At 65.3% G+C, this 22,233-nt stretch carries 25 protein-coding genes; 15 read left to right on the forward strand and 10 right to left on the reverse strand.

All coding sequences use genetic code 11. The annotated features are described in order from the left end of the window. Positions 1-42: 42 nt before the first annotated feature. Positions 43-1,383: an aspartate aminotransferase family protein gene (locus TQ98_RS26010; protein WP_044873217.1), complete on the forward strand. Its 1,341-nt coding sequence runs from the start codon at positions 43-45 to the stop codon at positions 1,381-1,383. Positions 1,384-1,397: 14 nt separating this feature from the next. Next, on the forward strand, positions 1,398-1,763 hold the full coding sequence (locus tag TQ98_RS26015; protein WP_044873218.1) for a cupin domain-containing protein: 366 nt from the start codon (positions 1,398-1,400) through the stop codon (positions 1,761-1,763). Between the two features lie 235 nt (positions 1,764-1,998). On the opposite strand, the gene rpmG is transcribed toward TQ98_RS26015, so the two are convergent. Together rpmG and rpmB are read right to left on the reverse strand one after the other, a co-directional pair. Continuing rightward, positions 1,999-2,154, reverse strand: a complete 156-nt coding sequence (gene rpmG / locus TQ98_RS26020; protein WP_003457707.1) for a 50S ribosomal protein L33 — start codon at positions 2,152-2,154, stop codon at positions 1,999-2,001. A 10-nt stretch (positions 2,155-2,164) separates the two neighbouring features. Next, positions 2,165-2,401: a 50S ribosomal protein L28 gene (gene rpmB / locus TQ98_RS26025; RefSeq protein WP_044400708.1), complete on the reverse strand. Its 237-nt coding sequence runs from the start codon at positions 2,399-2,401 to the stop codon at positions 2,165-2,167. A 357-nt stretch (positions 2,402-2,758) separates the two neighbouring features. Here rpmB and TQ98_RS26030 point away from each other — a divergent pair, with 357 nt between their 5' ends. Beyond that, positions 2,759-4,333: an ABC transporter substrate-binding protein gene (locus tag TQ98_RS26030; protein ID WP_103103101.1), complete on the forward strand. Its 1,575-nt coding sequence runs from the start codon at positions 2,759-2,761 to the stop codon at positions 4,331-4,333. On the opposite strand, the gene radC is transcribed toward TQ98_RS26030, so the two are convergent. After that, positions 4,330-5,004, reverse strand: a complete 675-nt coding sequence (gene radC / locus TQ98_RS26035) for a DNA repair protein RadC (RefSeq protein ID WP_044873221.1) — start codon at positions 5,002-5,004, stop codon at positions 4,330-4,332. The two genes, TQ98_RS26030 and radC, sit on opposite strands and share 4 nt — an antisense overlap. Positions 5,005-5,141: 137 nt before the next feature. Between radC and coaBC the strand changes: the two genes are divergently transcribed. The 5 genes from coaBC to TQ98_RS26060 all read left to right on the forward strand — a co-directional run bounded on the left by coaBC (position 5,142) and on the right by TQ98_RS26060 (position 10,875). Next, positions 5,142-6,350, forward strand: a complete 1,209-nt coding sequence (gene coaBC / locus TQ98_RS26040) for a bifunctional phosphopantothenoylcysteine decarboxylase/phosphopantothenate--cysteine ligase CoaBC (RefSeq protein WP_044873222.1) — start codon at positions 5,142-5,144, stop codon at positions 6,348-6,350. 6 nt (positions 6,351-6,356) lie between these two features. Beyond that, on the forward strand, positions 6,357-6,812 hold the full coding sequence (gene dut / locus TQ98_RS26045) for a dUTP diphosphatase (protein ID WP_044873223.1): 456 nt from the start codon (positions 6,357-6,359) through the stop codon (positions 6,810-6,812). Positions 6,813-8,047: 1,235 nt separating this feature from the next. Next, entirely contained in the window at positions 8,048-9,445 is a 1,398-nt protein-coding gene (gene algC / locus TQ98_RS27995) for a phosphomannomutase/phosphoglucomutase (protein ID WP_197708621.1), read from the forward strand. A gap of 21 nt (positions 9,446-9,466) precedes the next feature. Next, positions 9,467-10,372, forward strand: coding sequence for an acetylglutamate kinase (argB, locus tag TQ98_RS26055; protein WP_044873225.1), 906 nt, complete (start codon positions 9,467-9,469; stop codon positions 10,370-10,372). A gap of 59 nt (positions 10,373-10,431) precedes the next feature. After that, the gene (locus TQ98_RS26060) at positions 10,432-10,875 is read left to right on the forward strand and encodes a thioesterase family protein (protein WP_044873226.1); all 444 of its coding nucleotides are present in this window, start codon (positions 10,432-10,434) and stop codon (positions 10,873-10,875) included. A 2-nt stretch (positions 10,876-10,877) separates the two neighbouring features. On the opposite strand, the gene TQ98_RS26065 is transcribed toward TQ98_RS26060, so the two are convergent. After that, entirely contained in the window at positions 10,878-11,465 is a 588-nt protein-coding gene (locus TQ98_RS26065) for a DUF4124 domain-containing protein (protein WP_044873227.1), read from the reverse strand. Positions 11,466-11,488: 23 nt separating this feature from the next. Then, positions 11,489-12,130: an orotate phosphoribosyltransferase gene (gene pyrE, locus TQ98_RS26070; RefSeq protein WP_044873228.1), complete on the reverse strand. Its 642-nt coding sequence runs from the start codon at positions 12,128-12,130 to the stop codon at positions 11,489-11,491. Between the two features lie 80 nt (positions 12,131-12,210). On the opposite strand from pyrE, the gene TQ98_RS26075 reads away from it, so the two are divergent. After that, complete coding sequence (locus TQ98_RS26075; protein WP_044873229.1) at positions 12,211-12,990, forward strand: exodeoxyribonuclease III; 780 nt, start codon at positions 12,211-12,213, stop codon at positions 12,988-12,990. 55 nt (positions 12,991-13,045) lie between these two features. On the opposite strand, the gene TQ98_RS26080 is transcribed toward TQ98_RS26075, so the two are convergent. After that, entirely contained in the window at positions 13,046-13,411 is a 366-nt protein-coding gene (locus tag TQ98_RS26080; RefSeq protein WP_044873230.1) for a DUF4870 domain-containing protein, read from the reverse strand. Between the two features lie 26 nt (positions 13,412-13,437). After that, the gene (gene rph / locus TQ98_RS26085) at positions 13,438-14,157 is read right to left on the reverse strand and encodes a ribonuclease PH (protein WP_044873231.1); all 720 of its coding nucleotides are present in this window, start codon (positions 14,155-14,157) and stop codon (positions 13,438-13,440) included. A gap of 137 nt (positions 14,158-14,294) precedes the next feature. On the opposite strand from rph, the gene TQ98_RS26090 reads away from it, so the two are divergent. From TQ98_RS26090 to TQ98_RS26115, 6 genes are all read left to right on the forward strand, one after another. Continuing rightward, a complete protein-coding gene (locus tag TQ98_RS26090; protein WP_044873232.1) occupies positions 14,295-15,158 on the forward strand; it encodes a YicC/YloC family endoribonuclease in 864 nt (287 codons plus the stop codon). 12 nt (positions 15,159-15,170) lie between these two features. After that, positions 15,171-15,791, forward strand: a complete 621-nt coding sequence (gmk, locus tag TQ98_RS26095) for a guanylate kinase (protein WP_044873233.1) — start codon at positions 15,171-15,173, stop codon at positions 15,789-15,791. Between the two features lie 179 nt (positions 15,792-15,970). Beyond that, positions 15,971-16,234, forward strand: coding sequence for a DNA-directed RNA polymerase subunit omega (gene rpoZ / locus TQ98_RS26100; protein ID WP_044873234.1), 264 nt, complete (start codon positions 15,971-15,973; stop codon positions 16,232-16,234). Positions 16,235-16,294: 60 nt separating this feature from the next. After that, a complete protein-coding gene (gene spoT, locus TQ98_RS26105) occupies positions 16,295-18,403 on the forward strand; it encodes a bifunctional GTP diphosphokinase/guanosine-3',5'-bis pyrophosphate 3'-pyrophosphohydrolase (RefSeq protein ID WP_044873235.1) in 2,109 nt (702 codons plus the stop codon). Between the two features lie 27 nt (positions 18,404-18,430). Continuing rightward, positions 18,431-18,811: a RidA family protein gene (locus tag TQ98_RS26110; protein ID WP_044873236.1), complete on the forward strand. Its 381-nt coding sequence runs from the start codon at positions 18,431-18,433 to the stop codon at positions 18,809-18,811. Between the two features lie 59 nt (positions 18,812-18,870). Then, the gene (locus TQ98_RS26115) at positions 18,871-19,605 is read left to right on the forward strand and encodes a hypothetical protein (protein ID WP_044873237.1); all 735 of its coding nucleotides are present in this window, start codon (positions 18,871-18,873) and stop codon (positions 19,603-19,605) included. Between the two features lie 81 nt (positions 19,606-19,686). Here TQ98_RS26115 and TQ98_RS26120 read toward each other — a convergent pair whose 3' ends face one another. The 3 genes from TQ98_RS26120 to TQ98_RS26130 all read right to left on the reverse strand — a co-directional run bounded on the left by TQ98_RS26120 (position 19,687) and on the right by TQ98_RS26130 (position 22,043). Then, positions 19,687-20,313, reverse strand: coding sequence for a LysE family translocator (locus tag TQ98_RS26120; RefSeq protein WP_044873238.1), 627 nt, complete (start codon positions 20,311-20,313; stop codon positions 19,687-19,689). 69 nt (positions 20,314-20,382) lie between these two features. Beyond that, positions 20,383-21,183 (reverse strand): AraC family transcriptional regulator, encoded by an 801-nt coding sequence (locus TQ98_RS26125; RefSeq protein ID WP_044873239.1) that lies wholly within the window; start codon positions 21,181-21,183, stop codon positions 20,383-20,385. A gap of 2 nt (positions 21,184-21,185) precedes the next feature. Continuing rightward, entirely contained in the window at positions 21,186-22,043 is an 858-nt protein-coding gene (locus TQ98_RS26130) for an NAD-dependent epimerase/dehydratase family protein (protein ID WP_044873240.1), read from the reverse strand. Positions 22,044-22,233 lie beyond the last annotated feature (190 nt).

Genomic DNA, 22,233 nt, shown 5'->3' on the forward strand with positions numbered 1-22,233 from the left:
AAATCACTACAACACCTCACCTTGCCTCTTTGGGTGGTCACAATGACAAACGCCAATGCGCCGCAACCGGGCAGAATATCCAACAGTCTTGACGATTTTTGGATGCCCTTTACCGCCAACCGCCAGTTCAAGGCCAAGCCGCGACTGCTGGAAAGCGCCGAAGGGATGTACTTCACCAGCACCGACGGTCGCCAGGTCCTCGACGGTACCGCTGGCCTCTGGTGCTGCAACGCCGGCCACGGTCGCCGCGAGATCACCGAGGCAGTGAGCCGTCAGATCGCGAAGCTGGACTTCGCCCCCACCTTCCAGATGGGCCACCCGCTGCCCTTCGAACTGGCCGAGCGCCTGGCCGATGTGGCCCCCAAGGGCCTGAACAAGGTGTTCTTCACCAACTCCGGCTCTGAATCGGCGGACACCGCCCTGAAGATCGCCCTCGCCTTCCAGCGCGCCATCGGCCAAGGCACCCGCACCCGCCTGATCGGCCGCGAACTGGGCTACCACGGCGTGGGCTTCGGCGGCATTTCGGTGGGTGGCATGGTCAACAACCGCAAGGCCTTCCCCGCCTTGCTGCCGAATGTGGATCACCTGCCGCACACGCTGGATATCCAGCGCAACGCCTTCAGCCGTGGTCTGCCGGAGTTCGGCATCGAGAAAGCCGACGAGCTGGAGCGCCTGGTCACCCTGCACGGCGCGGAGAACATTGCCGCCGTGATCGTCGAGCCCATGTCCGGTTCGGCCGGCGTGATCCTGCCGCCGGTGGGCTACCTGCAGCGCCTGCGGGACATCACCCGCAAGCACGGCATCCTGCTGATCTTCGACGAGGTGATCACCGGTTTCGGCCGCGTCGGCGAAGCCTTCGCCGCCCAGCGCTGGGGCGTCACCCCGGATATCATTACTTGTGCCAAGGGCCTGACAAACGGCGCCATTCCCATGGGCGCGGTGTTCGTCGCCGAAGAGATCTACCAGGCCTTCATGCAGGGCCCGGAAAGCGCCATCGAGTTCTTCCACGGTTATACCTATTCCGGTCACCCGGTGGCGTGCGCCGCTGCGCTGGCGACCCTTGACATCTACCAGGGCGAGCGCCTGTTCGAGCGCACCATCGAGCTGGAAAGCCACTGGCAAGACGCCCTGCTCAGCCTGCGCGACCTGCCCAATGTGATCGACATCCGCGCAGTGGGCCTGGTGGGCGGCGTGCAACTGGCACCCAGTGCCGAAGGCGTGGGCAAGCGCGGCTTCCAGGTCTTCGAACAATGCTTCCACGACGGCGTGATGGTCCGCGTCACCGGCGACACCATCGCCATGTCGCCGCCGCTGATCGTGGAGAAGGAACAGATCGACATTCTCGTCGGCACGCTCGCCGACTCCATCCGCAAGGCCGCCTGAACAGGGACCGCACCATGAACATCCAGCAGATCGTCGACTTCGCCCAGGCCACCACAGCCCCGGAACATTACCGCCCGGCGCCCGAGAAGATCCTCAAGGGCGATCCCGAGCAGAGCGTTCGCAACCATTACGGCAGCCCCTGCGGGCAGTTCAACGTGGGCATCTGGGAAGGTGCGGTGGGCCACTGGACGGTGAGCTACACCGAGCACGAGTACTGCGAGATTCTCCAGGGCGTATCGGTGATTCGCGACCAGGACGGCAACGCCAAGACCGTCCGCGTCGGCGACCGCTTCGTGATTCCCGCCGGCTTCTCCGGCACCTGGGAAGTGCTGGAACCCTGCCGCAAGGTCTACGTCATCTTTGAACAGGCCGCCCGCTGAGCCTGTTCGTCTCCCATGCTTGTCACCCTTCAGCCCGCCTCTGGCGGGTTTTTTTATGGGTGCAGCGAAAGGTCCCGCAGGATGGGGCGGGCGGCGCTCCCCGAGCGGAGCCCGTGCGAGGATCGATGGGTATCGCAAGCTCCACCCATCCTACGGTTCCGCCACGGGGCTCAAGGCAAATCGCAGGCATGAAAAAGCCCGCACTGGGCGGGCTTCTTCGCAAGGGCCGGATCAATTACTTGATCTTGGCTTCCTTGTAGATCACGTGCTTGCGCACAACCGGATCGAATTTCTTGATCTCGATCTTGTCGGGAGTGGTGCGCTTGTTCTTGTCGGTGGTGTAGAAGTGGCCGGTACCGGCACTGGACACCAGACGGATCAGTTCACGCATGATTAGCTCCTTAAACCTTTTCGCCGCGAGCGCGCAGTTCAGACAGAACTACGTCGATGCCGCGCTTGTCGATGATACGCATGCCCTTGGCGGAAACGCGCAGACGCACAAAGCGCTTCTCGGACTCGACCCAGAAGCGATGGTGCTGCAGGTTCGGCAGGAAACGACGACGGGTTTTGTTGTTTGCGTGGGAAATGTTGTTCCCAGTAGCCGGACCCTTACCGGTTACTTGACAGACTCTCGACATACCTCAGCCCTCTAAACCACATGCCCAACCCGGCATGGGTTGGCCGCTTGAACTCTCAGATATTGGGCGCTGAACGCCCGTCTCGTCAGGGTCTTACCGGCCGCACAATGACTGCGAAAGACCGGGCCCCCAGAAAAGAGCGCTGCTTTATATCAGAAAGACCCTAGTGCAGCAAGGGCGGGAGCGATTTACCCACAGGCCCGCCCACCCCGCGATTGTACCCGCACCGGCGCTGCAAGGCCGCCCGAGCACAGCGACCGCTCGTCGCCCGCCGCGCATTGTTCGGCGACCGGGCTTGGTCTAGGGTAAGGCCTCTGGGCCACCACGGGCCCGTTCGCCATTGCAAAGGAGCCTGCCATGCGTTTTGCCGTCCTCCCGCTGCTGTTTGCCCCGCTGCTCGCCCAGGCCGCGACCCTAAGCGTCTGCACCGAGGCCAGCCCCGAGGGCTTCGACGTCGTGCAGTACAACTCCCTGACCACCACCAACGCGTCGGCCGACGTGCTGATGAACCGCCTGGTGGAGTTCGACGCCCAGCAGGGCAAGCTGGTGCCCGGCCTGGCCGAGCGCTGGGAGGTCTCCCCCGACGGCCTGACCTACAGCTTCCACCTGCGCAAGGGCGTGGCCTTCCACAGCACCGACTATTTCAAGCCGAGCCGCGCGCTGAACGCCGAGGACGTGGTTTTCAGCTTCCAGCGCATGCTCGATCCGGCCAATCCCTGGCACAAGGTCGCCCAGAGCGGCTTCCCCCACGCTCAATCCATGCAGTTGCCGGCACTGATCAAGAGCATCGACCGCGTCGACGACCAGCAGGTCCGCTTCACCCTGAACAAGCCCGACGCCACCTTCCTCGCCACCCTCAGCATGGGCTTCGCTTCTATCTATTCCGCCGAGTACGCCGAGCAACTGATGAAGGCCGGCACACCGGAAAAACTCAACGCGCAGCCCATCGGCTCCGGCCCCTTCGTGTTCCGGCGTTTCCAGAAGGACGCCACGGTCCGTTACGCCGCCAATCCGGACTACTTCGCCGGCAAGCCCGCAGTGGACGGCCTGGTCTTCGCCATCACCCCCGACGCCAACGTGCGCCTGCAGAAGCTGCGCCGCGGCGAATGCCAGATTGCCCTGTCGCCCAAACCGCTGGACGTGAAGTCCGCCGCTGGCGACAAGGACATCAAGGTGATCGAGACGCCGGCCTTCATGACCGCCTTCGTCGGCATCAACAGCCAGCACCCGCCGCTGGACAAACCCCAGGTGCGCCAGGCCATCAACCTTGCCTTCGACAAGGCGAGCTACCTGAAGGCGGTGTTCGAAGGCAGCGCCAGCGCCGCCGACGGCCCCTATCCGCCGAACACCTGGAGCTACGCCAAGGACATCCCCGCCTACTCCCATGACCCGCAGAAGGCCAAGGCACTGCTGACCGAGGCCGGCCTCGCGGACGGCTTCAAGACCACCATCTGGACCCGCCCCTCAGGCAGCCTGCTCAACCCCAACCCCAGCCTTGGCGCCCAGCTGCTCCAGGCGGACTTGGCGAAAGTGGGCATCCAGGCCGAAATCCGCGTGATCGAATGGGGCGAGCTGATTCGCCGTGCCAAGGCCGGTGAGCACGACCTGCTGTTCATGGGCTGGGCCGGCGACAACGGCGACCCGGACAACTTCCTCACCCCGCAGTTTTCCTGCGCCTCCGTGCAATCGGGCCTCAACTTCGCCCGCTACTGCAACGCCGAGTTGGACAAGCTGATCGCCGACGGCAAGACCCGGGCCGACACGGCCGAGCGCACCACCCTCTATGAAAAGGCCCAGCGGATCATCCGCGAACAGGCCCTCTGGCTGCCCCTCGCCCACCCCACCGCCTTCGCCCTGACCCGGACCAATGTCGAGGGCTACCAGGTGAGCCCCTTCGGCCGGCAGGACTTCTCGCGGGTGAAGCTGGACTAGACCCAGCCAAATTCCGCCATGGACAGCGGCTCGCCATCGCCCACGATGAAGTGATCCAGCACTCGCACATCGATCAGCGCCAGCGCCTCCTTCAGGCGCTGGGTCAGCTGGCGATCCGCCGCGCTGGGCTCGGAATTGCCCGAGGGGTGGTTGTGGCTGAGGATGATGGCGGCCGCGTTGTGGGCCAGCGCCCGCTTGACCACCTGGCGCGGATAGACGCTGGCACCGTCGATGGTGCCCTGGAAAAGCACCTCGAAAGCCAGCACCCGGTGCTTGGAGTCGAGGAACAGGCAGGCGAATTGTTCGTGATGGGAATGGCGCAGCTGCGCTTTCAGAAAATCCCGCACCGCCTGAGGGCTTTCCAACGCGGAGTCGCGGCGCAGTCCTTCAGCCAGGTGACGGCGGGCCATCTCCAGCACCGCCTGCAACTGGGCGTACTTGGCCGGCCCCAGCCCCAGGTGCTGGCTGAACTCATTCAATTCGGCCTCCAGCAGCGCGCGCAGGCTACCGAAGTCGTTGAGCAGGTGACGGGCGAGGTCCACGGCGCTGCGGCCGGCGACCCCGGTGCGAAGGAAGATGGCGAGGAGCTCGGCGTCACTCAGGGCCGCCGCGCCCAGTTCAAGAAGCTTCTCCCGCGGGCGTTCCGCCGCGGGCCAATTGCGGATGCTCATCACACCTCCATGGTTGAGCGGCGCCGCTGTTCCAGTGCGGGCGCTGTGCTATCTTAACCCACCTTTTTTGCGCGGCGATCGGCCTGGGGAGGCGCCTTCGCCGCAGCGCATCGTCAACCTCCATAAAAGGCAGGCCTATGCAGCGGCTCTATCGGAAACGCATCCTCTTGGGCGTGGGCGGCGGTATTGCCGCCTACAAGAGCGCTGAGCTGGTTCGCCGCCTGCGCGACCAGGGCGCCGAGGTCCGCGTAGTGATGACCCAGGGCGGCCGCGAGTTCATCACCCCGCTGACCCTCCAGGCCCTCTCCGGGCACCCCGTCCACCTCGACCTGCTGGACCCCGCCGCCGAAGCGGCCATGGGGCATATCGAACTGGCCCGCTGGGCCGACCTGGTGCTGATTGCGCCGGCCACTGCCGACCTGATGGCGCGTCTGGCCCAGGGTGTTGCGGACGACCTGCTGACCACCCTGGTGCTGGCCACCGATGCCCCCGTGGCCCTGGCCCCGGCCATGAACCAGGCCATGTGGCGCGACCCGGCCACCCAAGCCAACCTCGAACTGCTCGCCAAGCGCGGCCTGCGCCTGTTCGGCCCCGCCGCCGGCAGCCAGGCCTGTGGCGACGTCGGTCTCGGCCGCATGCTGGAAGCCGAAGAACTGGCCCAGCTCGCCGCCGACTGCTTCGAGCACCGCGCCCTCACCGGCCGCCATGTCCTGATCACCGCCGGCCCGACCCAGGAAAACATCGACCCGGTGCGCTACATCACCAACCACAGCTCCGGGAAGATGGGCTTCGCCCTGGCCGAAGCTGCGGTGGAAGCGGGCGCCAAGGTGACCCTGATCACCGGCCCGGTACACCTGCCGACCCCGGACCGGGTCAACCGCATCGACGTAGTCAGCGCCCGCGACATGTTGGCGGCCTGCGAAGCGGCCATGCCTTGCGACCTGCTGATCGCCGCCGCTGCCGTGGCCGACTACCGTCCGGAAGTGGTTGCACAGCACAAAATGAAGAAAGACCCGACCAGCGGCGAAGGCCTGCTGCTGCAGCTGGTACGCAACCCCGATATTCTCGCGACCCTCGCCGGCCGGCCCGATCGCCCCTTCAGCGTGGGCTTCGCCGCCGAAACCGAGAACCTGCTCGAGTACGCCTCGCGCAAGCTCAAGGACAAGAACCTCGACCTGATCGTCGCCAATGACGTGGCCAACCCCACCATCGGCTTCAACAGCGAGGAAAACGCCATCACCGTCATTGACCGTGACCTGGCCCAGACCAGCTTCGCCCAGACCAGCAAGGGCAAGATCGCCCGCCAGCTGGTTGCCTTCATCGCCGACCGCCTCAACCAGGCCTGAGATTTCATGCACTCACTGCAAGCCAAGATCCTCGACTCCCGCATCGGCAGCGAATTCCCGCTGCCGCAATACGCCACCCCGGGTTCCGCAGGCCTCGACCTGCGCGCCATGCTCAAGGAAGAAGTCGTCCTCGAGCCGGGCCAGACCCTCCTTATCCCCACCGGCCTGTCGATCCACATCGCCGATCCGGGTCTGGCGGCCCTGATCCTGCCGCGCTCGGGCCTCGGCCATAAGCACGGCGTGGTGCTGGGGAACCTGGTGGGCCTGATCGACTCCGACTACCAGGGCGAGCTGATGGTCTCCTGCTGGAACCGTGGCCAGACCGCCTTCCGCATCGCCATCGGCGAGCGCATCGCCCAGCTGGTGCTGGTGCCCGTCGTCCAGGCACATTTCGAACTGGTCGACGAATTCCACGAAAGCCAGCGCGGTGCCGGTGGTTTCGGACACACTGGCAGCCACTGACCGCCTAGTATCAGGACGACCCGCCCAGGAGACGTTCAGTGAAACTCTTCAAGCGCAGCAGCAAGGAAGCCGCCACCAACGGTTCGGGCAGCCGGCCGGGTAATGGCCAGCCGCGCCGCAAGGCTTCCAGCGACCTGGCTCCCGGAACACTGGCCGCCCTGGCCGGCATCGCCGCCGCCGGCGCCCTGGTCTGGTTCGGCCTGATCCAGCCGGCTGAGCAGAGCCGGATCAACCAGCTCAGCCAGGCCTGGGGTGACAGCCAGGCCGCCACCCTGCGCCAGGCCATCGCCCAGGTGAAGGCCGAAACCGTCGCCGCCTCCCACGACCCCAGCCTGATCGACGCCGTGAACAGCGGCGATGCCAGCACGCTGCAAGCTGCCGAACGCGGCCTGGGCTATCGCGATGGCGTGGTCGACGCGCACCTCAACCTGCCCGGCCAGGCCCAGCAGAACTCCCAGCGCGCAGCGCCGATGAATTTCGCCGCGCTGGACATGTTGCGTCGCCTGGAAATCGGCCAGCAGCGCAGCCCGGAGGCCTACAAGGTCGGTCAGCGCTGGCTGGTGTACAGCGCCGCGCCGCTGCGCCTGAACGACCAGAGTGCACCCCAGGGTACGCTGCTGATGGTGTTCGATCTGGAGCGCCTGCTGCGCAGCCTGCCGCCGTTGCCGGCCGAGGTTGGCCAGCTTCAGCTGATCCAGCAGTTCAAGAACGCCCCCGCCCAGGTCCTGGCCCAGCGCGGACAGGCCGCCGACGCCGCGCCCATCGCCCTGGAAAGCGGCAATCCGAACTGGAAGCTCAGCTTCACCCCCGGCGCGGGCCTGACCCAACCGACCTTCTCGCCGCTACCGCTGGTCTTGGCCGCCCTGCTCGCGCTGATCGGCTCGATCCTGGGCCTGAGGCTCAGCCTGAACATCGTGCAACGCAAGCTGCGGGACGACGTCCGGCAGCTCGATCAACTGCTGCAAGAACTCTCGAACGGCAAGAGCGTCAAAGGATTCAGTCTGCGCCTGCCGGCGCTGGACAGCCTGGCGCAGGCGCTTGCCCGCCAGCTCAGGCGTACACCCGAGCCGGTGCCGGATAGCGGCCAGGCCGTAGCGGCTGCCAGCAACCCGGTTGCCCCGGCTCCCGCCCAGCCAGCCGAATCGGCTGACCCACTTTTCCAAGATACCGACATTCTCGATATCGACATCCTCGACGAAGACCAGGACCTCCTGGGATTGGAGCAAGCCCCCGCCATGACCAGCATCGAACAGATCGCCCCCAACCTGCCCGCCAGCATTTTCCGCGCGTATGACATTCGCGGCGTGGTCGGCGATACCCTCACCGCCGAGACCGCCTACTGGGTGGGTCGTGCCATTGGCTCGGAGAGCCTGGCTCGCGGCGAATCCTGCGTATCCGTCGGCCGCGACGGTCGCCTGTCCGGCCCCGAGCTGGTCCAGGCACTGATCCAGGGCCTGATGGATTGCGGCTGCCAGGTGACCGACGTCGGCATGGTGCCGACCCCGGCGCTCTACTACGCCGCCAACGTGCTGGCCGGCAAATCCGGCGTGATGCTCACCGGCAGCCACAACCCGCCGGACTACAACGGCTTCAAGATCATGGTGGCCGGCGAGACCCTGGCCAACGAACAGATCACCGCCCTGCACACCCGCATTCAGAACAACGATCTGGCCAGCGGCGTTGGCAGCGCTGAAGCGGTGGACGTACTGGACCGCTACTTCCAGGAAATCCGCAACGACATCGCCATGGCCAAGCGCATGAAAGTGGTGGTGGATTGCGGCAACGGCGTGGCCGGCGTGATCGCCCCGCAGCTGATCGAAGCCCTGGGCTGCACCGTGATTCCGCTGTTCTGCGACGTCGACGGCACCTTCCCCAACCACCATCCGGACCCGGGCAAGCCCGAGAACCTGGAAGACCTGATCGCCAAGGTGAAGGAAGAGCAGGCCGACCTGGGCCTGGCCTTCGACGGCGACGGCGACCGCGTCGGCGTGGTGACCAACAAAGGCACCATCATCTACCCCGACCGCTTGCTGATGCTCTTCGCCAAGGACGTGGTCTCCCGCAATCCGGGCGCCGACATCATCTTCGACGTGAAGTGCACCCGCCGCCTGACCTCCCTCATCAGCGGCTACGGTGGCCGCCCGGTGATGTGGAAGACCGGCCACTCCCTGATCAAGAAGAAGATGAAGGAAACCGGCGCCCTGCTGGCCGGCGAAATGAGCGGCCACATCTTCTTCAAGGAGCGCTGGTACGGCTTCGACGACGGCATCTACAGCGCCGCCCGCCTGCTGGAAATCCTCAGCCAGGAAAAGAACGACGCTGAAACTGTGTTCTCGGCCTTCCCGAAAGACGTCTCCACTCCGGAGATCAACATCACCGTCACCGACGAGAGCAAGTTCCGCCTGATCGAGCGCCTGCAGCGCGAGGCCAGCTGGGGCGAAGCCAACCTCACCACCCTCGATGGCGTGCGTGTCGATTATCCGAAGGGCTGGGGCCTGGTCCGCGCGTCCAACACGACTCCCGTGCTGGTGCTGCGCTTCGAGGCCGACACCGAGGAAGAGCTGGAGCGCATCAAGCAGGTGTTCCGCAGCCAGCTCAACCTGATCGCCCCTGAACTCAAACTGCCGTTCTGATCCGTGTCACTGGAGCCCAGCATGACCCTCAGCCTCGACGCTGCTTCCCAAGTCGCCCAGGTCCTGTCCGAAGCGCTGCCCTATATTCGCCGCTTCGTCGGCAAGACCCTGGTGGTCAAGTACGGCGGCAACGCCATGGAAAGCGATGAGCTGAAGGCCAGCTTCGCCCGCGACGTGGTGCTGATGAAGGCCGTCGGCATCAATCCGGTGGTGGTGCACGGCGGCGGCCCGCAGATCGGCGACCTGCTCAAGCGCCTGTCCATCGAGAGCCACTTCGTCGACGGCATGCGCGTCACCGACGCGCAGACCATGGACGTGGTGGAGATGGTCCTGGGCGGCCAGGTGAACAAGGACATCGTCAACCTGATCAACCGCCACGGCGGCAGCGCCATCGGCCTGACCGGCAAGGACGCCGAGCTGATCCGCGCGAAGAAGCTCACCGTCACCCGCCAGACCCCGGAGATGACCCAGCCGGAGATCATCGACATCGGCCACGTGGGCGAGGTTGCCAGCGTCAACACCGACCTGCTGAACATGCTGGTCAAGGGCGACTTCATCCCGGTGATCGCCCCCATCGGTGTGGGTGCCAATGGCGAGTCCTACAACATCAACGCCGACCTCGTGGCCGGCAAGGTGGCCGAGGCGCTGAAGGCCGAGAAGCTGATGCTGCTCACCAACATCGCCGGCCTGATGGACAAGCAGGGCCAGGTGCTGACCGGCCTGTCCACCGAGCAGGTGAATGACCTGATCGCCGACGGCACCATCTACGGCGGCATGCTGCCGAAGATCCGCTGTGCCCTGGATGCGGTGCAGGGTGGCGTCAATGCCGCGCACATCATCGACGGCCGCGTACCCCACGCGGTGCTGCTGGAGATCTTCACCGACAGTGGCGTCGGCACGCTGATCACCAACCGCAAGCGTCAGTGAGCTGAGCGATACCCAGACAGGCCGGAGCGATCCGGCCTGTTCTTTTTCAGGAGCCGGAAATGGCCAGACTGTCCCGAGAGGATTTCAGCTTCTTCCACACCCTGCGCGTGCGCTGGGCCGAGGTGGACCCGCAAGGCATTGTCTTCAACGGCAATTACCTGACCTACGCCGACGTCGCCATCACCGAGTATTTCCGCGCCCTCGAGGTGGCCTACCCGGCCGACCTGCAGAAGGATGGCGGCGACTTCTTCGCGGTGAAGACCCTGTTGGAGTACCTGGCGCCGGCGTGCTTCGACGACCTGCTGGACATCGGCGTGCGGGTCAGCCGCCTCGGCGGTGCGAGCATTGCCTTCGAAGTGGGCATCTGGCGTGGTGAGGAGCAGCTGACGTCGGGTGAAGTGGTCAACGTGCATGCCGACCCCGCCAGCCGCAAGAGTCTGCGGCTGCCGGATTGGCTGAGGGACAGGGTGCGGTGCTTCGAGCGGGTCGCCCCGGCTGACTGACGCTAGCGAGCCAGGAGTTCGGCCAGCCGCGCGCGGTCAGCGGCGTAGCTGGCCTTGGCCGCATCGCGGTCCTTGGTGTAGCGGGCGATATCCTGGTCCAGGCGCTTCTGCTGCTCGCGCAGGCTGTCGATCTGCGTCACCAGGGGAGCCGGGACTTCACGCCCGGCCCGCTCGCTTTCCGCCGCCTGGCTTTGCAGGTTGGCCTGTTGGGCATGCAGGGACTGCTGGTTGCCACGAGCGACGCCAATCAAGCTATCCAGCTCAGCCAGCTTGCGCTCCAGGGCGCGGTCGACATCCTCAACGCTGGTGTAGAGCCGCAGCAACTGGGCGTCGGAACTGGCGCGGGCCTTCTCGTCCAACTGGCGCTGCATCTCCTCGCGGCTGGGTGCGGGCGGGACTTTGCGCACGACGCGGCCATGCTCGTTGAGCACCTCGTAGCCCTTGCCGACGTACTCCGGCGGAACGCCCTGGCGATCCAGCACGGTCACGCCCTTGTCATTGACGTAGCGATACAGTTCCGTCGCCCCGGACAGCGCGGGTAGCAGCAGGCCCAACAACAGGCCGTAGCGGAATGCAGGCGGCTTGAGCATGAGGACTCCCCAACCCCGAACGGTCAGATGCCGAAGTTGGCGCGATAGGTTTCCACGGCGGGCAGGTGCTTTTTCAGCTCAGCGTCACCGGCCAGATACTCCAATACCTGCTCCAGGGACACGATGCTCACCACCGGCATACCGAAATCACGCTCCACTTCCTGTATAGCCGAAAGCTCGCCCTGACCACGCTCCTGGCGGTTCAGCGCGATGAGCACGCCGGCGGCCTGGGCGCCCTGGGCCTGGATGATCTGCATCACTTCGCGGATGGCGGTGCCGGCGGTGATCACGTCATCGATGATCAGCACACGGCCTTCGAGCGGTGAGCCCACCAGAGTGCCGCCTTCGCCGTGGTCCTTGGCTTCCTTGCGATTGAAGCACCACGGGATGTCGATCTGATGATGCTCGGCCAGCGCAACGGCAGTCGCGGCGGCCAGCGGAATGCCCTTGTAGGCCGGGCCGAACAGCACATCGAAAGGAATGCCGCTGTCCACCACGGCGGCCGCATAGAATCGGCCGAGCTGGGCGAGGGCCAAGCCACTGTTGAACAGGCCGGCATTGAAGAAATAGGGGCTGGTACGCCCGGACTTGAGAGTGAACTCACCGAAGCGCAGTACTCCGCGCTCGATGGCAAAGCGAATGAATTCGCGTTGGTACGCCTGCATGAAAAGCCTCGGACGGCACGGATTTAGCTAAAAAGAAAGAGCTCGGGTATCATACACGCACGTGTTTTTGGGGGCCATTTATGCGGATCATCAGTGTGAACGTGAATGGTATTCAAGCGGCAGCCGAGCGGGGTCTCCTCAGCTGGCTGCAGGCTCAGAATGCCGACGTGATCTGCCTGCAAGACACACGTGCCTCCGCCTTCGACCTGGACGACCCTGCCTTCCAACTGGATGGTTATTTCCTCTACGCCGGCGATGCCGAAGTGCCCTCCCAAGGTGGTGTGGCGCTCTATTCCCGGTTGCAACCCAAGGCGGTGATCTGGGGACTCGGCTTCGAGTCCTGCGATCGGTACGGACGCTACCTGCAGGCAGATTTCGACAAAGTGAGCATCGCCACCCTGCTGCTGCCCTCCGGGCAAGGCGGGGACGAGAACCTGAACCACAAGTTCAAGTTCATGGACGACCTCACCCATTATCTGAACAAGCAGCGTCGCAAGCGCCGCGAGTACATCTACTGCGGCTCGCTCTACGTCGCGCACCAGAAGCTGGACGTGAAGAACTGGCGCGACTGCCAGCAAATCCCCGGCTTTCTCGCGCCCGAGCGCGCGTGGATGGACGAGGTGTTCGGCAACATGGGCTATGTGGATGCCCTGCGCGAAGTCAGCCGCGAAGGCGACCAGTACAGCTGGTGGCCGGACAGCGAGCAGGCCGAGATGCTCAACCTCGGCTGGCGCTTCGACTACCAGGTGCTCACGCCCGGCCTGCGTCGCTTCGTGCGCAGTGCCCGTCTGCCGCGTCAGCCGCGCTTCTCCCAGCATGCGCCGCTGATCGTCGACTACGACTGGCTGCTGAGCGTGTGACCCGGGCAGAAAAAAGCCGGCTTGCGAGCCGGCTTTTTCTTGTCCGCGATTCGGCCTATCTCACCAGCCGCCAGCAGAAGGGGTAGCGGTAGGCCTGGCCTTCATTGGCCTTGATCCCGGCGATGATGGTCAGCACCAGCGCGCCGATGCTCACCAGGCCCAGCAGCGGGAAACCGATCACCACCAGCATCAGCAGGAAGCACAGCACCACCGCCATCGCGACGGTGATCTGGAAGTTCAGCGCTTCCTTGCCTTGGGCGTCGACGAAGGGGTCCATGTCCTTCTTGATCTGCCAGACAATCAACGGGCCCAGCAGGTTGCCGAAGGGGAACACCAATCCGAGGAAAGCGGAAAAGTGGCAGAACATCGCCCATTGCCGTACTTCCCGGCTCGGCTCCTGATACTCAGTAGGTTCGTCCATTCCCACCTCCTCGATTGGTATGCGTGTCAGTCCGCCAGGGCGGCCCGCTGCAGTTCGAACAGTTCGTTCAGGCCCTTGCGCGCCAGGTCCAGCATGGCAGTCAGCTCTTCCGGCTGGAAGGGCACGCCCTCAGCGGTGCCCTGGACCTCGATGAAGCCGCCGGCATCGGTCATGACCACGTTCAGGTCGGTCTCGGCGGCGGCGTCTTCCAGGTAGTCCAGATCCAGCACTGGCTCGCCCTGGTAGATGCCCACGGAAACGGCGGCCACCATCTGCTTCAGCGGCTCGCCCTTCAGCGCGCCACGCTTCTTCAGCACCTTGAGTGCATCCACCAGGGCCACCATGGCGCCAGTGATGGACGCGGTGCGGGTGCCACCGTCGGCCTGGATCACATCGCAGTCCAGGTAGATGGTGTTCTCGCCCAGCTTGGTCATGTCCAGCGCGGCGCGCAGGGAGCGGCCGATCAAGCGCTGGATCTCCAGGGTACGACCACCCTGCTTGCCGCGGCTGGCTTCACGCTGGTTACGCTCGCCGGTGGCGCGGGGCAGCATGCCGTATTCGGCAGTCAGCCAACCCTGGCCCTGCCCCTTGAGGAAGCGCGGAACGCCGGCTTCGACGCTGGCCGTGCAGATCACTTTGGTATCCCCGAACTCCACCAGCACCGAGCCTTCGGCGTGCTTGGTGTAGTTGCGGGTGATGCGGATCGGGCGCAGCTGATCGGCCGCGCGGCCACTGGGACGTTTCATCGGGGCTTACCTGTTCGGGAGAAATCTGCCCGCCATTATAGAGGGCCGACGCCAAGGGGGACATCGCCGCGTTGGGAGGCACAGGCCGCCTGGGCTACAATCCCCACCTTTGATCGTCGAAACCGAGAGGAATCCCCATGGTGCACAGCATGACCGCCTTCGCCCGCGTGGAACGGGCCGGCCCCTATGGCACCCTGAGCTGGGAACTGCGCTCGGTCAACCACCGTTACCTGGAGCCCCACCTGCGTCTCCCGGAGTCCTTCCGCGACCTCGAAGGCCCGGTGCGTGACGCCCTGCGCCAGGGCCTCTCCCGTGGCAAGGTGGAAATCACCCTGCGCCTGGCCGAAGAAACCGCCGGCAAGCCGCTGCAGGTGGACCGCGAGCGCGCCGCGCAGCTGATCCAGGCCGCTGAGAGTGTCGCCGCACTAATCAAGCAACCGGCACCGCTGAACCCCCTTGAAGTCCTCGCCTGGCCCGGCGTGCTGGTCGCCGATGCCGCCGATCCGCAAGCCCTCAACGCCGCCGCCCTGGAAGCCTTCGCCCAGGCCCTGGACGAGCTGAAGAAAGGCCGCGCCCGGGAAGGCGCCGAACTGGCCCGCCTGCTCAATGAGCGCCTGGACGGCATGCAGGAAGAAGTCACCGCCCTGCGCGCCCTGGTACCACAGATGCTCGCCGCCCAGCGGCAGAAGATCCTCGACCGCTTCAACGAGCTGAAGGCTGAGCTGGACCCCCAGCGCCTGGAGCAGGAGATGGTCCTGCTGGCGCAGAAGAGCGACGTGGCCGAGGAACTGGACCGCCTCGGCACCCACATCGGTGAAGTCCGCCGGGTGCTCAAGGCCGGCGGTGCCGCCGGTCGCCGCCTGGACTTCCTGATGCAGGAGCTCAACCGCGAGGCCAACACCCTGGGCTCCAAGGCCTTCGACCCGCGCAGCACTCAGGCCGCCGTCAACCTCAAGGTCCTGATCGAGCAGATGCGCGAACAAGTCCAGAACATCGAGTAAGAGATCGCCCCCATGACCGCCACTCCCGGCACCCTGTACATCGTTTCCGCCCCTTCCGGCGCCGGCAAGACCAGCCTGGTCAAGGCGCTGATCGACGCCGAACCCAACATTCGCGTCTCCGTGTCCCACACCACCCGCGGCATGCGCCCGGGCGAGATGGACGGCGTCAACTACAACTTCGTGACCCGCGAACAGTTCGTGCAGATGCTCGAGCACGGCGACTTCCTCGAACACGCCGAAGTCTTCGGCAACCTCTACGGCACCTCCCAGCGCTGGGTGCAGCAGACCCTGGCCGAAGGCCATGACCTGATCCTCGAGATCGACTGGCAGGGCGCCCAGCAGGTGCGGCACCTGATGCCCCAGGCCAAATCCATCTTCATCCTGCCGCCGAGCCAGGAAGCCCTGCGCCAGCGCCTCGACAACCGTGGCCAGGACAGCGAAGAAATCATCGAGCGCCGCATGCAGGAAGCCGTCAGCGAGATGAGCCACTACGTCGAGTACGACTACCTGGTGATCAACGACGACTTCGCCACCGCCCTGGACGACCTCAAGGCCATTTTCCGCGCCAACCAGCTGCGCCAGGGTGCCCAGCAGGTCCGCCACGGTGCCCTGCTGGCCCGCCTGCTCGCCTGATCACGGCAGTTCCTATCGCCCCGATAGCTGGCCTTCGGGCCAGCCATGCCCCAGACTCCAGGCAGGAAAGCGCCAAAAATCGGCGCTTCCCTAATTGGTGGCGATTTTTTAGACTATTCAGTCCGCTCGCCCATCCGGGCTCAGCATCCGCCATAACATTTCGTGCTACGAGGAACACCATGGCCCGCGTTACCGTTGAAGACTGCCTGGACAACGTCGATAACCGCTTCGAGCTGGTCATGCTCGCCACCAAGCGTTCCCGTCAGCTGGCCACCGGCGGCAAGGAGCCGAAGGTAGCCTGGGAAAACGACAAGCCGACCGTAGTCGCCCTGCGCGAAATCGCTGCCGGCCTGGTCGACCACGAAGTCGTCGCCCAGGAAGACATCGTTGAAGAAGAGCCGCTGTTCGCCGCATTCGAGGACGAGGCCAACGAGGCCCTCTGAATCCATGCCTGGTCGACGTCGCACGGCACAGGGTCATGAAGGTCGGCAAGGAGTGAAATCTTGCCGAGCATAGACGTCCTTGCCGAACGACTTTCGACCTACCTCGGCGCAGACCAGGTCAACCTGGTGCGCCGAGCCTACTTCTATGCCGAGCAGGCCCATGACGGCCAGCGCCGCCGCAGTGGTGAAGCCTACGTCACCCACCCGCTCGCCGTAGCCTGCATCCTCGCCGACATGCACATGGACCATCAGAGCCTGATGGCCGCGATGCTGCATGACGTGATCGAGGACACGGGCATCGCCAAGGAAGCCCTCAGCGCCCAATTCGGTGAAACCGTCGCCGAGTTGGTGGACGGGGTCAGCAAGCTGACCCAGATGAACTTCGAGTCCAAGGCCGAGGCCCAGGCGGAAAACTTCCAGAAGATGGCCATGGCCATGGCGCGCGACATCCGCGTGATCCTGGTCAAGCTGGCCGACCGCCTGCACAACATGCGCACCCTGGAAGTCCTGTCCGGCGAGAAACGCCGCCGCATCGCCAAGGAAACCCTGGAAATCTACGCCCCCATCGCCAACCGGCTGGGCATGCACAGCATGCGCGTGGAATTCGAGGACCTGGGCTTCAAGGCCATGCACCCGATGCGCTCCGAGCGCATCCGTGCCGCAGTCCGGCGCGCCCGGGGCAACCGCAAGGAAATCGTCAACAAGATCGAGGAATCGCTGACCAACTGCCTGCGCCGCGAAGGCATGGAAGGCGAGGTCATCGGCCGCGAGAAGCACCTCTTCAGCATCTACAAGAAGATGCGTGGCAAGCGCCGGGCGTTCAACGAGATCATGGACGTCTACGCATTCCGCATCATCGTCGACAAGGTCGATACCTGCTACCGCGTGCTCGGCGCCGTGCACAACCTGTACAAGCCGCTGCCCGGCCGCTTCAAGGACTACATCGCGATTCCCAAGGCCAACGGCTACCAGTCGCTGCACACCACCCTGTTCGGCATGCACGGCGTGCCCATCGAGATCCAGATCCGCACCCGTGAGATGGAAGAGATGGCCAACAACGGCATCGCCGCGCACTGGCTGTACAAGTCCAGCGAGGACGATCAGCCCAAGGGCACCCACGCCCGCGCCCGCCAATGGGTCAAGGGCATCTTGGAACTGCAGCAGCGTGCCGGCAACTCCCTCGAATTCATCGAGAGCGTGAAGATCGACCTCTTCCCCGACGAGGTCTACGTGTTCACGCCCAAGGGCCGCATCATGGAGCTGCCGAAAGGCTCCACCGCGGTCGACTTCGCCTACGCCGTGCACACCGACGTCGGCAACACCTGCATCGCCTGCCGTATCAACCGCCGCCTGGCGCCGCTGTCCGAGCCGCTGCAAAGCGGCGAGACCGTGGAAATCGTCACCGCGCCGGGCGCCCGGCCGAATCCGGCCTGGCTCAACTTCGTGGTCACCGGCAAGGCCCGCACCCACATCCGCCATGCCCTCAAGCAGCAGCGCCGTTCTGAATCCATCAGCCTCGGCGAGCGCCTGCTGAACAAGGCCCTGGCCGGCTTCGAGAGCCACCTGGACAAGATCAGCCCCGAGCGCATCCAGGCCGTCCTCGGCGAATACCGCCTGGACGTGATCGAAGACCTGCTGGAAGACGTTGGCCTCGGCAACCGCATGGCCTACGTGGTGGCGCGACGCCTGCTGGCCAGCGACGGCGAACAGCTGCCCAGCCCCGAGGGCCCGCTGGCGATCCGCGGTACCGAAGGTCTGGTGCTGAGCTACGCCAAGTGCTGCACCCCGATTCCGGGGGACCCCATCGTCGGCCACCTCTCCGCCGGCAAGGGCATGGTGGTGCACCTGGAAAGCTGCAAGAACATCGGCGAAATCCGCCACAACCCGGAGAAATGCATCCAGCTCTCCTGGGCCAAGGATGTCGCCGGCGAGTTCAACGTCGAACTGCGCGTCGAACTGGAACACCAGCGCGGCCTCATCGCCCTGCTGGCCAGCAGCGTCAACGCCGCCGACGGCAATATCGAGAAAATCAGCATGGACGAGCGCGATGGCCGCATCAGCGTGGTCCAGCTGGTGGTCAGCGTGCATGACCGCGTGCACCTGGCCCGTGTGATCAAGAAGCTGCGCGCGCTCAAGGGGGTGATCCGCATCACCCGCGTGCGGGCGTAGCCGACCCCTGGAAACCAAGGAGTTCCCATGACCAAGACCGTCATCACCAGCGACAAGGCCCCCGCCGCCATCGGCACCTACTCCCAGGCCATCAAGGCCGGCAACACCATCTACATGTCCGGCCAGATCCCGCTGGACCCCAAGACCATGGAACTGGTGGAAGGCTTCGAAGCCCAGACCGTGCAGGTGTTCGAGAACCTGAAGGCCGTGGCTGAAGCCGCCGGCGGCTCCTTCAAGGACATCGTCAAGCTGAACATCTTCCTCACCGACCTGTCCCACTTCGCCAAGGTCAACGAGATCATGGGCCGCTACTTCCAGCAGCCCTACCCGGCCCGTGCTGCCATCGGCGTCGCTGCCCTGCCGCGCGGCTCCCAGGTTGAAATGGACGCCATCCTGGTTCTCGAATAAGCCAGTCCCCCGCTACGGGCCGTCCGGCCCGTGGCACCATTCCGGAAGGAATCGCCCCCATGCGTCACACCCTCCCCCTGCTGCTCACCGCGGCCATTCTCGGCGGCTGCTCCAGCGCACCCTCGGACCCCAGCGGCATCTGGATCAACCAGGCGGCCATCAATGCTGCGGCGAAGGAGGGCAAGCTGCGCGAATCCCTGCTCGCCTATGGTCCGAACCTGGAGTGGCAGATCGACCAGAAGACCGGCGAGGCCCACTACAGCAACGGATTCGAGCTGGGTGAAGGCAAACTGGCAGCCCAGCAAGACGGCAACTGGCGCGTGGACTTCTACGGCGACTACCACGAAGTGCTGGAAGTCGACGGCAAGGAACTGGTCCAGCAGGCCAGCGAAAACCTTCCCGAACAGCGATTCGTCCACCCGGAAACGGCTCCCGCCGATGGCGCTCCACCGGGCAGCGCCTTCGAGCACGCACTCTATTCCGCCTACCTCGGCGGCACATGGACGATCGTCGAAGGCCAGGGCCAGGGTGGCGTGGTCAAGTTCAACCCCGATGGCAGCCTGGAAGGCCTGCCCGGTGCCGACCGCTACGCCCTGTGTCTTGCAGGGGATTGCGCAGCGATGAGCGGCGAAAGCGACAGCATCTGGCTGCAACAGGGTAATCAGGGCGCCGCCTGGATCTTCGTCCACGATGGCGATGAGTTGGAAATCCTCGAAGCCAAGAACCGCGCACAGATCGACGAGATGCCGGAATACTTCCCCGGCAAGCGCGCCTGGTTGCTCGAGCGCGACTAAGTTTCTCCCGCACGCACGGACGTAGGAGCGAGCTCTGCTCGCGAAGCTCCGTGCCGTGTCGATCGCGAGCAGAGCTCGCTCCTACACACAGGCCAATTCCCCAAGCACCAGCCATCCCCCCAATGCCAACAACAGCGCGCCACAAAGCCTATCCAGCGCCCTGACCCGCAACTTCAACCAAGCGCGCCAGCGCGGGTGGCCCAGCAACCTCACCAGCGCCATATCCCAGAACAGCACTACCGCTGTCATCCAGGTCATGCTCATGGCCAGCCCCCAACCCGGCATCGCCGCATTGCGCAACACACCAAACAGGCCCGCGTAGAAAATCGGCAGCTTTGGGTTCAGGCTGCTGGCCAGCAAACCCTCAGTGAATCCATGGCGCCATGAGCCGCGCTGGCCGGTCGCGGCTTCCGGCAGCACCAGCTCTCGCCGGGCCAGCAGTGCCTGGCCACCGATCCAGACGAAATAGCCGCCTCCCGCCAACTGCAGCAACTGCCATACCGGCCCACCCGATTCGGGCAACAGGCTCAGCGCCAGCAGTACCACCAGCATCGACAGCAGGTTGGCCAGGGCGATTCCGGCGGCGCAGCCATTGGCATGGCGCAGGCCCTTCACCAGGCCGGCGCGCAACAGGAGGAAGAAATCCGGCCCCGGCGACAGCAGGGCGGCAAAGTGGGTGCTGGCGACCAGCAGGAACAGCGCAAGCATGGCATCTAGCCTCCGGGAAACACGGCGGCCAGTGTCGAAGCGTGGCGGCTTGGCGGTCTTGGAAAAAACTCAGGCCTGCGCGGCGCGGCGGAACTGCCCCGGCGTCACGCCGGTAAAGCGCTTGAAGGTGCCGGAGAAATGCGCCTGGTCGTAGAAGCCAAGGTTCAGGGCAACCTCCAGCGGCGGCTGGCCGCCCAAGAGCAGACGCTTGGCCTCGCGCACCCTGCGCTGCAGCAGATAGGTGTGGGGCGGCACGCCGTAGGCACGGCGGAAGGCCTCGATCAAGTGGCGCGGATGGCGCTGCACCAGGGCCGCCAGCTGCTCCAGGCTGACCGCCTCGGCGTAGTGGGACTCCAGGTAGTCACGGAGGAAGGCGGTCACCCCGCCATCCCGTGCAGCAGGGGCCGCCGCGCGCAAACCGCCATGGCGGACGAAGACCCGCTCCAGTACATCCAGCAGCTCGCTTTCCAGGGCCAGCGCATCGCCCCGCTCGAATTCCACCGCGAGCCGCGCCAGGCCCGCCGCCACGCGACCGTCGTCGGCTGGATTCAACTCGCGGAATCCACTGGGCAGGCGCTTGCGCCCTAGCAGTGCGGGCAAGCGCGACTCCTCGACATAGAGCATCCGATAGACCAACCGGTCCGATTCGGCGTGGCCGGTGTGAGGCTCTTCCGGGTTCATCAGCGACAGGGTGCCAGCCGGCAACGCATGGCGCGCGCCCCGGCACTGGTAACCGCCCACACCCTGGAGGATGGCGCCGATGGCGAAGGCGTCGTGGCTGTGACGGCCGAAGGGCTGCCCGGAGAAGTCCGCATGAAACAGCTCCACCCCCGGCAGCCAGGGGCGCGCCAGCATGCGGTTGGCATCCATGCTCAGGACTCGTCCAGGATCGCCGCGTAGCCTTCGCGGTAGCTGGGGTAGCGCGGCGCCCAGCCCAGGGCGCGGGCGCGGGCATTGCTGCAACGCTTGCTGCCGGAGCGGCGCACGGTGGACTCCTCGGCCCACTCGGTCACGCCCATGCGCTCACGCAGCCAGCCCACCACCTCATGCAGCGGCGCCGGCGCGTCGTCGACGCCGATATAGCAATCGTCCAGTGCCGCACCGGCGGCATCGGCCTGCAGCAGATGGGCCAGCAGTCCGGCGCAGTCATCGACATGGATGCGGTTGGCATACAGCGGTGGTTCGCTGACCACCCGGTAGCCCATGCGCACCTGTTTCAGCAGCCATTCACGGCCCGGCCCGTAGATGCCGGTCAGGCGGACCCGGGTAGCCGGGATGCCGCTGGCCAGGGCCAGGCGCTCGGCTTCCAGCATCACCTGCCCGGAGAAGCCCTCGGCTTCGCTGGGAGAGGTCTCGTCAATCCATTCGCCGTCACGCTGGCCATAAACGCCACTGCTGGAGACGAACAGCAGGCGACGCGGCGTCTGCCCGTGCTGCGCCAACCAGGCCAGCACATGGCGCAATCCCTCGACATAGGCCGCGCGGTAACCGGCCTCGTCGGACCGGCTGGCCGCGGCGCTGTAGACCAGGTAATCCAGCGGGCCGCTCGGCCAGGCGGCCGGGCAGGCGGGCTGCTCCAGATCACCCGCCACCGGCAGGACGCCGCTGGGCAGCGCTGCGACCTGTCGCCGCAGACCGTGCACGGTCCAGCCGGCCGACAGCATTCGCTGCGCCAGACGGCTGCCGACATCACCACAGCCGGCGATCAGGAGGGAAGCGGTATCGGACATCGGGGGAGCTCCGGGAAAAGCCACAGGATAGGGGCACCGCCGACTATCGCCAAATCATCCTGAGACGAGGGCGAGTCGTCGGGCTAGGGCGCTATCGTAAAATAGTCACTTTTACAAACAAGAATTACTTGCAATAATGCTTTGCCTTCGGTCCAGCCCCAATGGACGAAACCGCTTCCTTGCCTTGAGG

Source organism: Pseudomonas sp. LFM046 (assembly GCF_000949385.2).
In the GTDB taxonomy this organism is placed as follows: domain Bacteria; phylum Pseudomonadota; class Gammaproteobacteria; order Pseudomonadales; family Pseudomonadaceae; genus Metapseudomonas.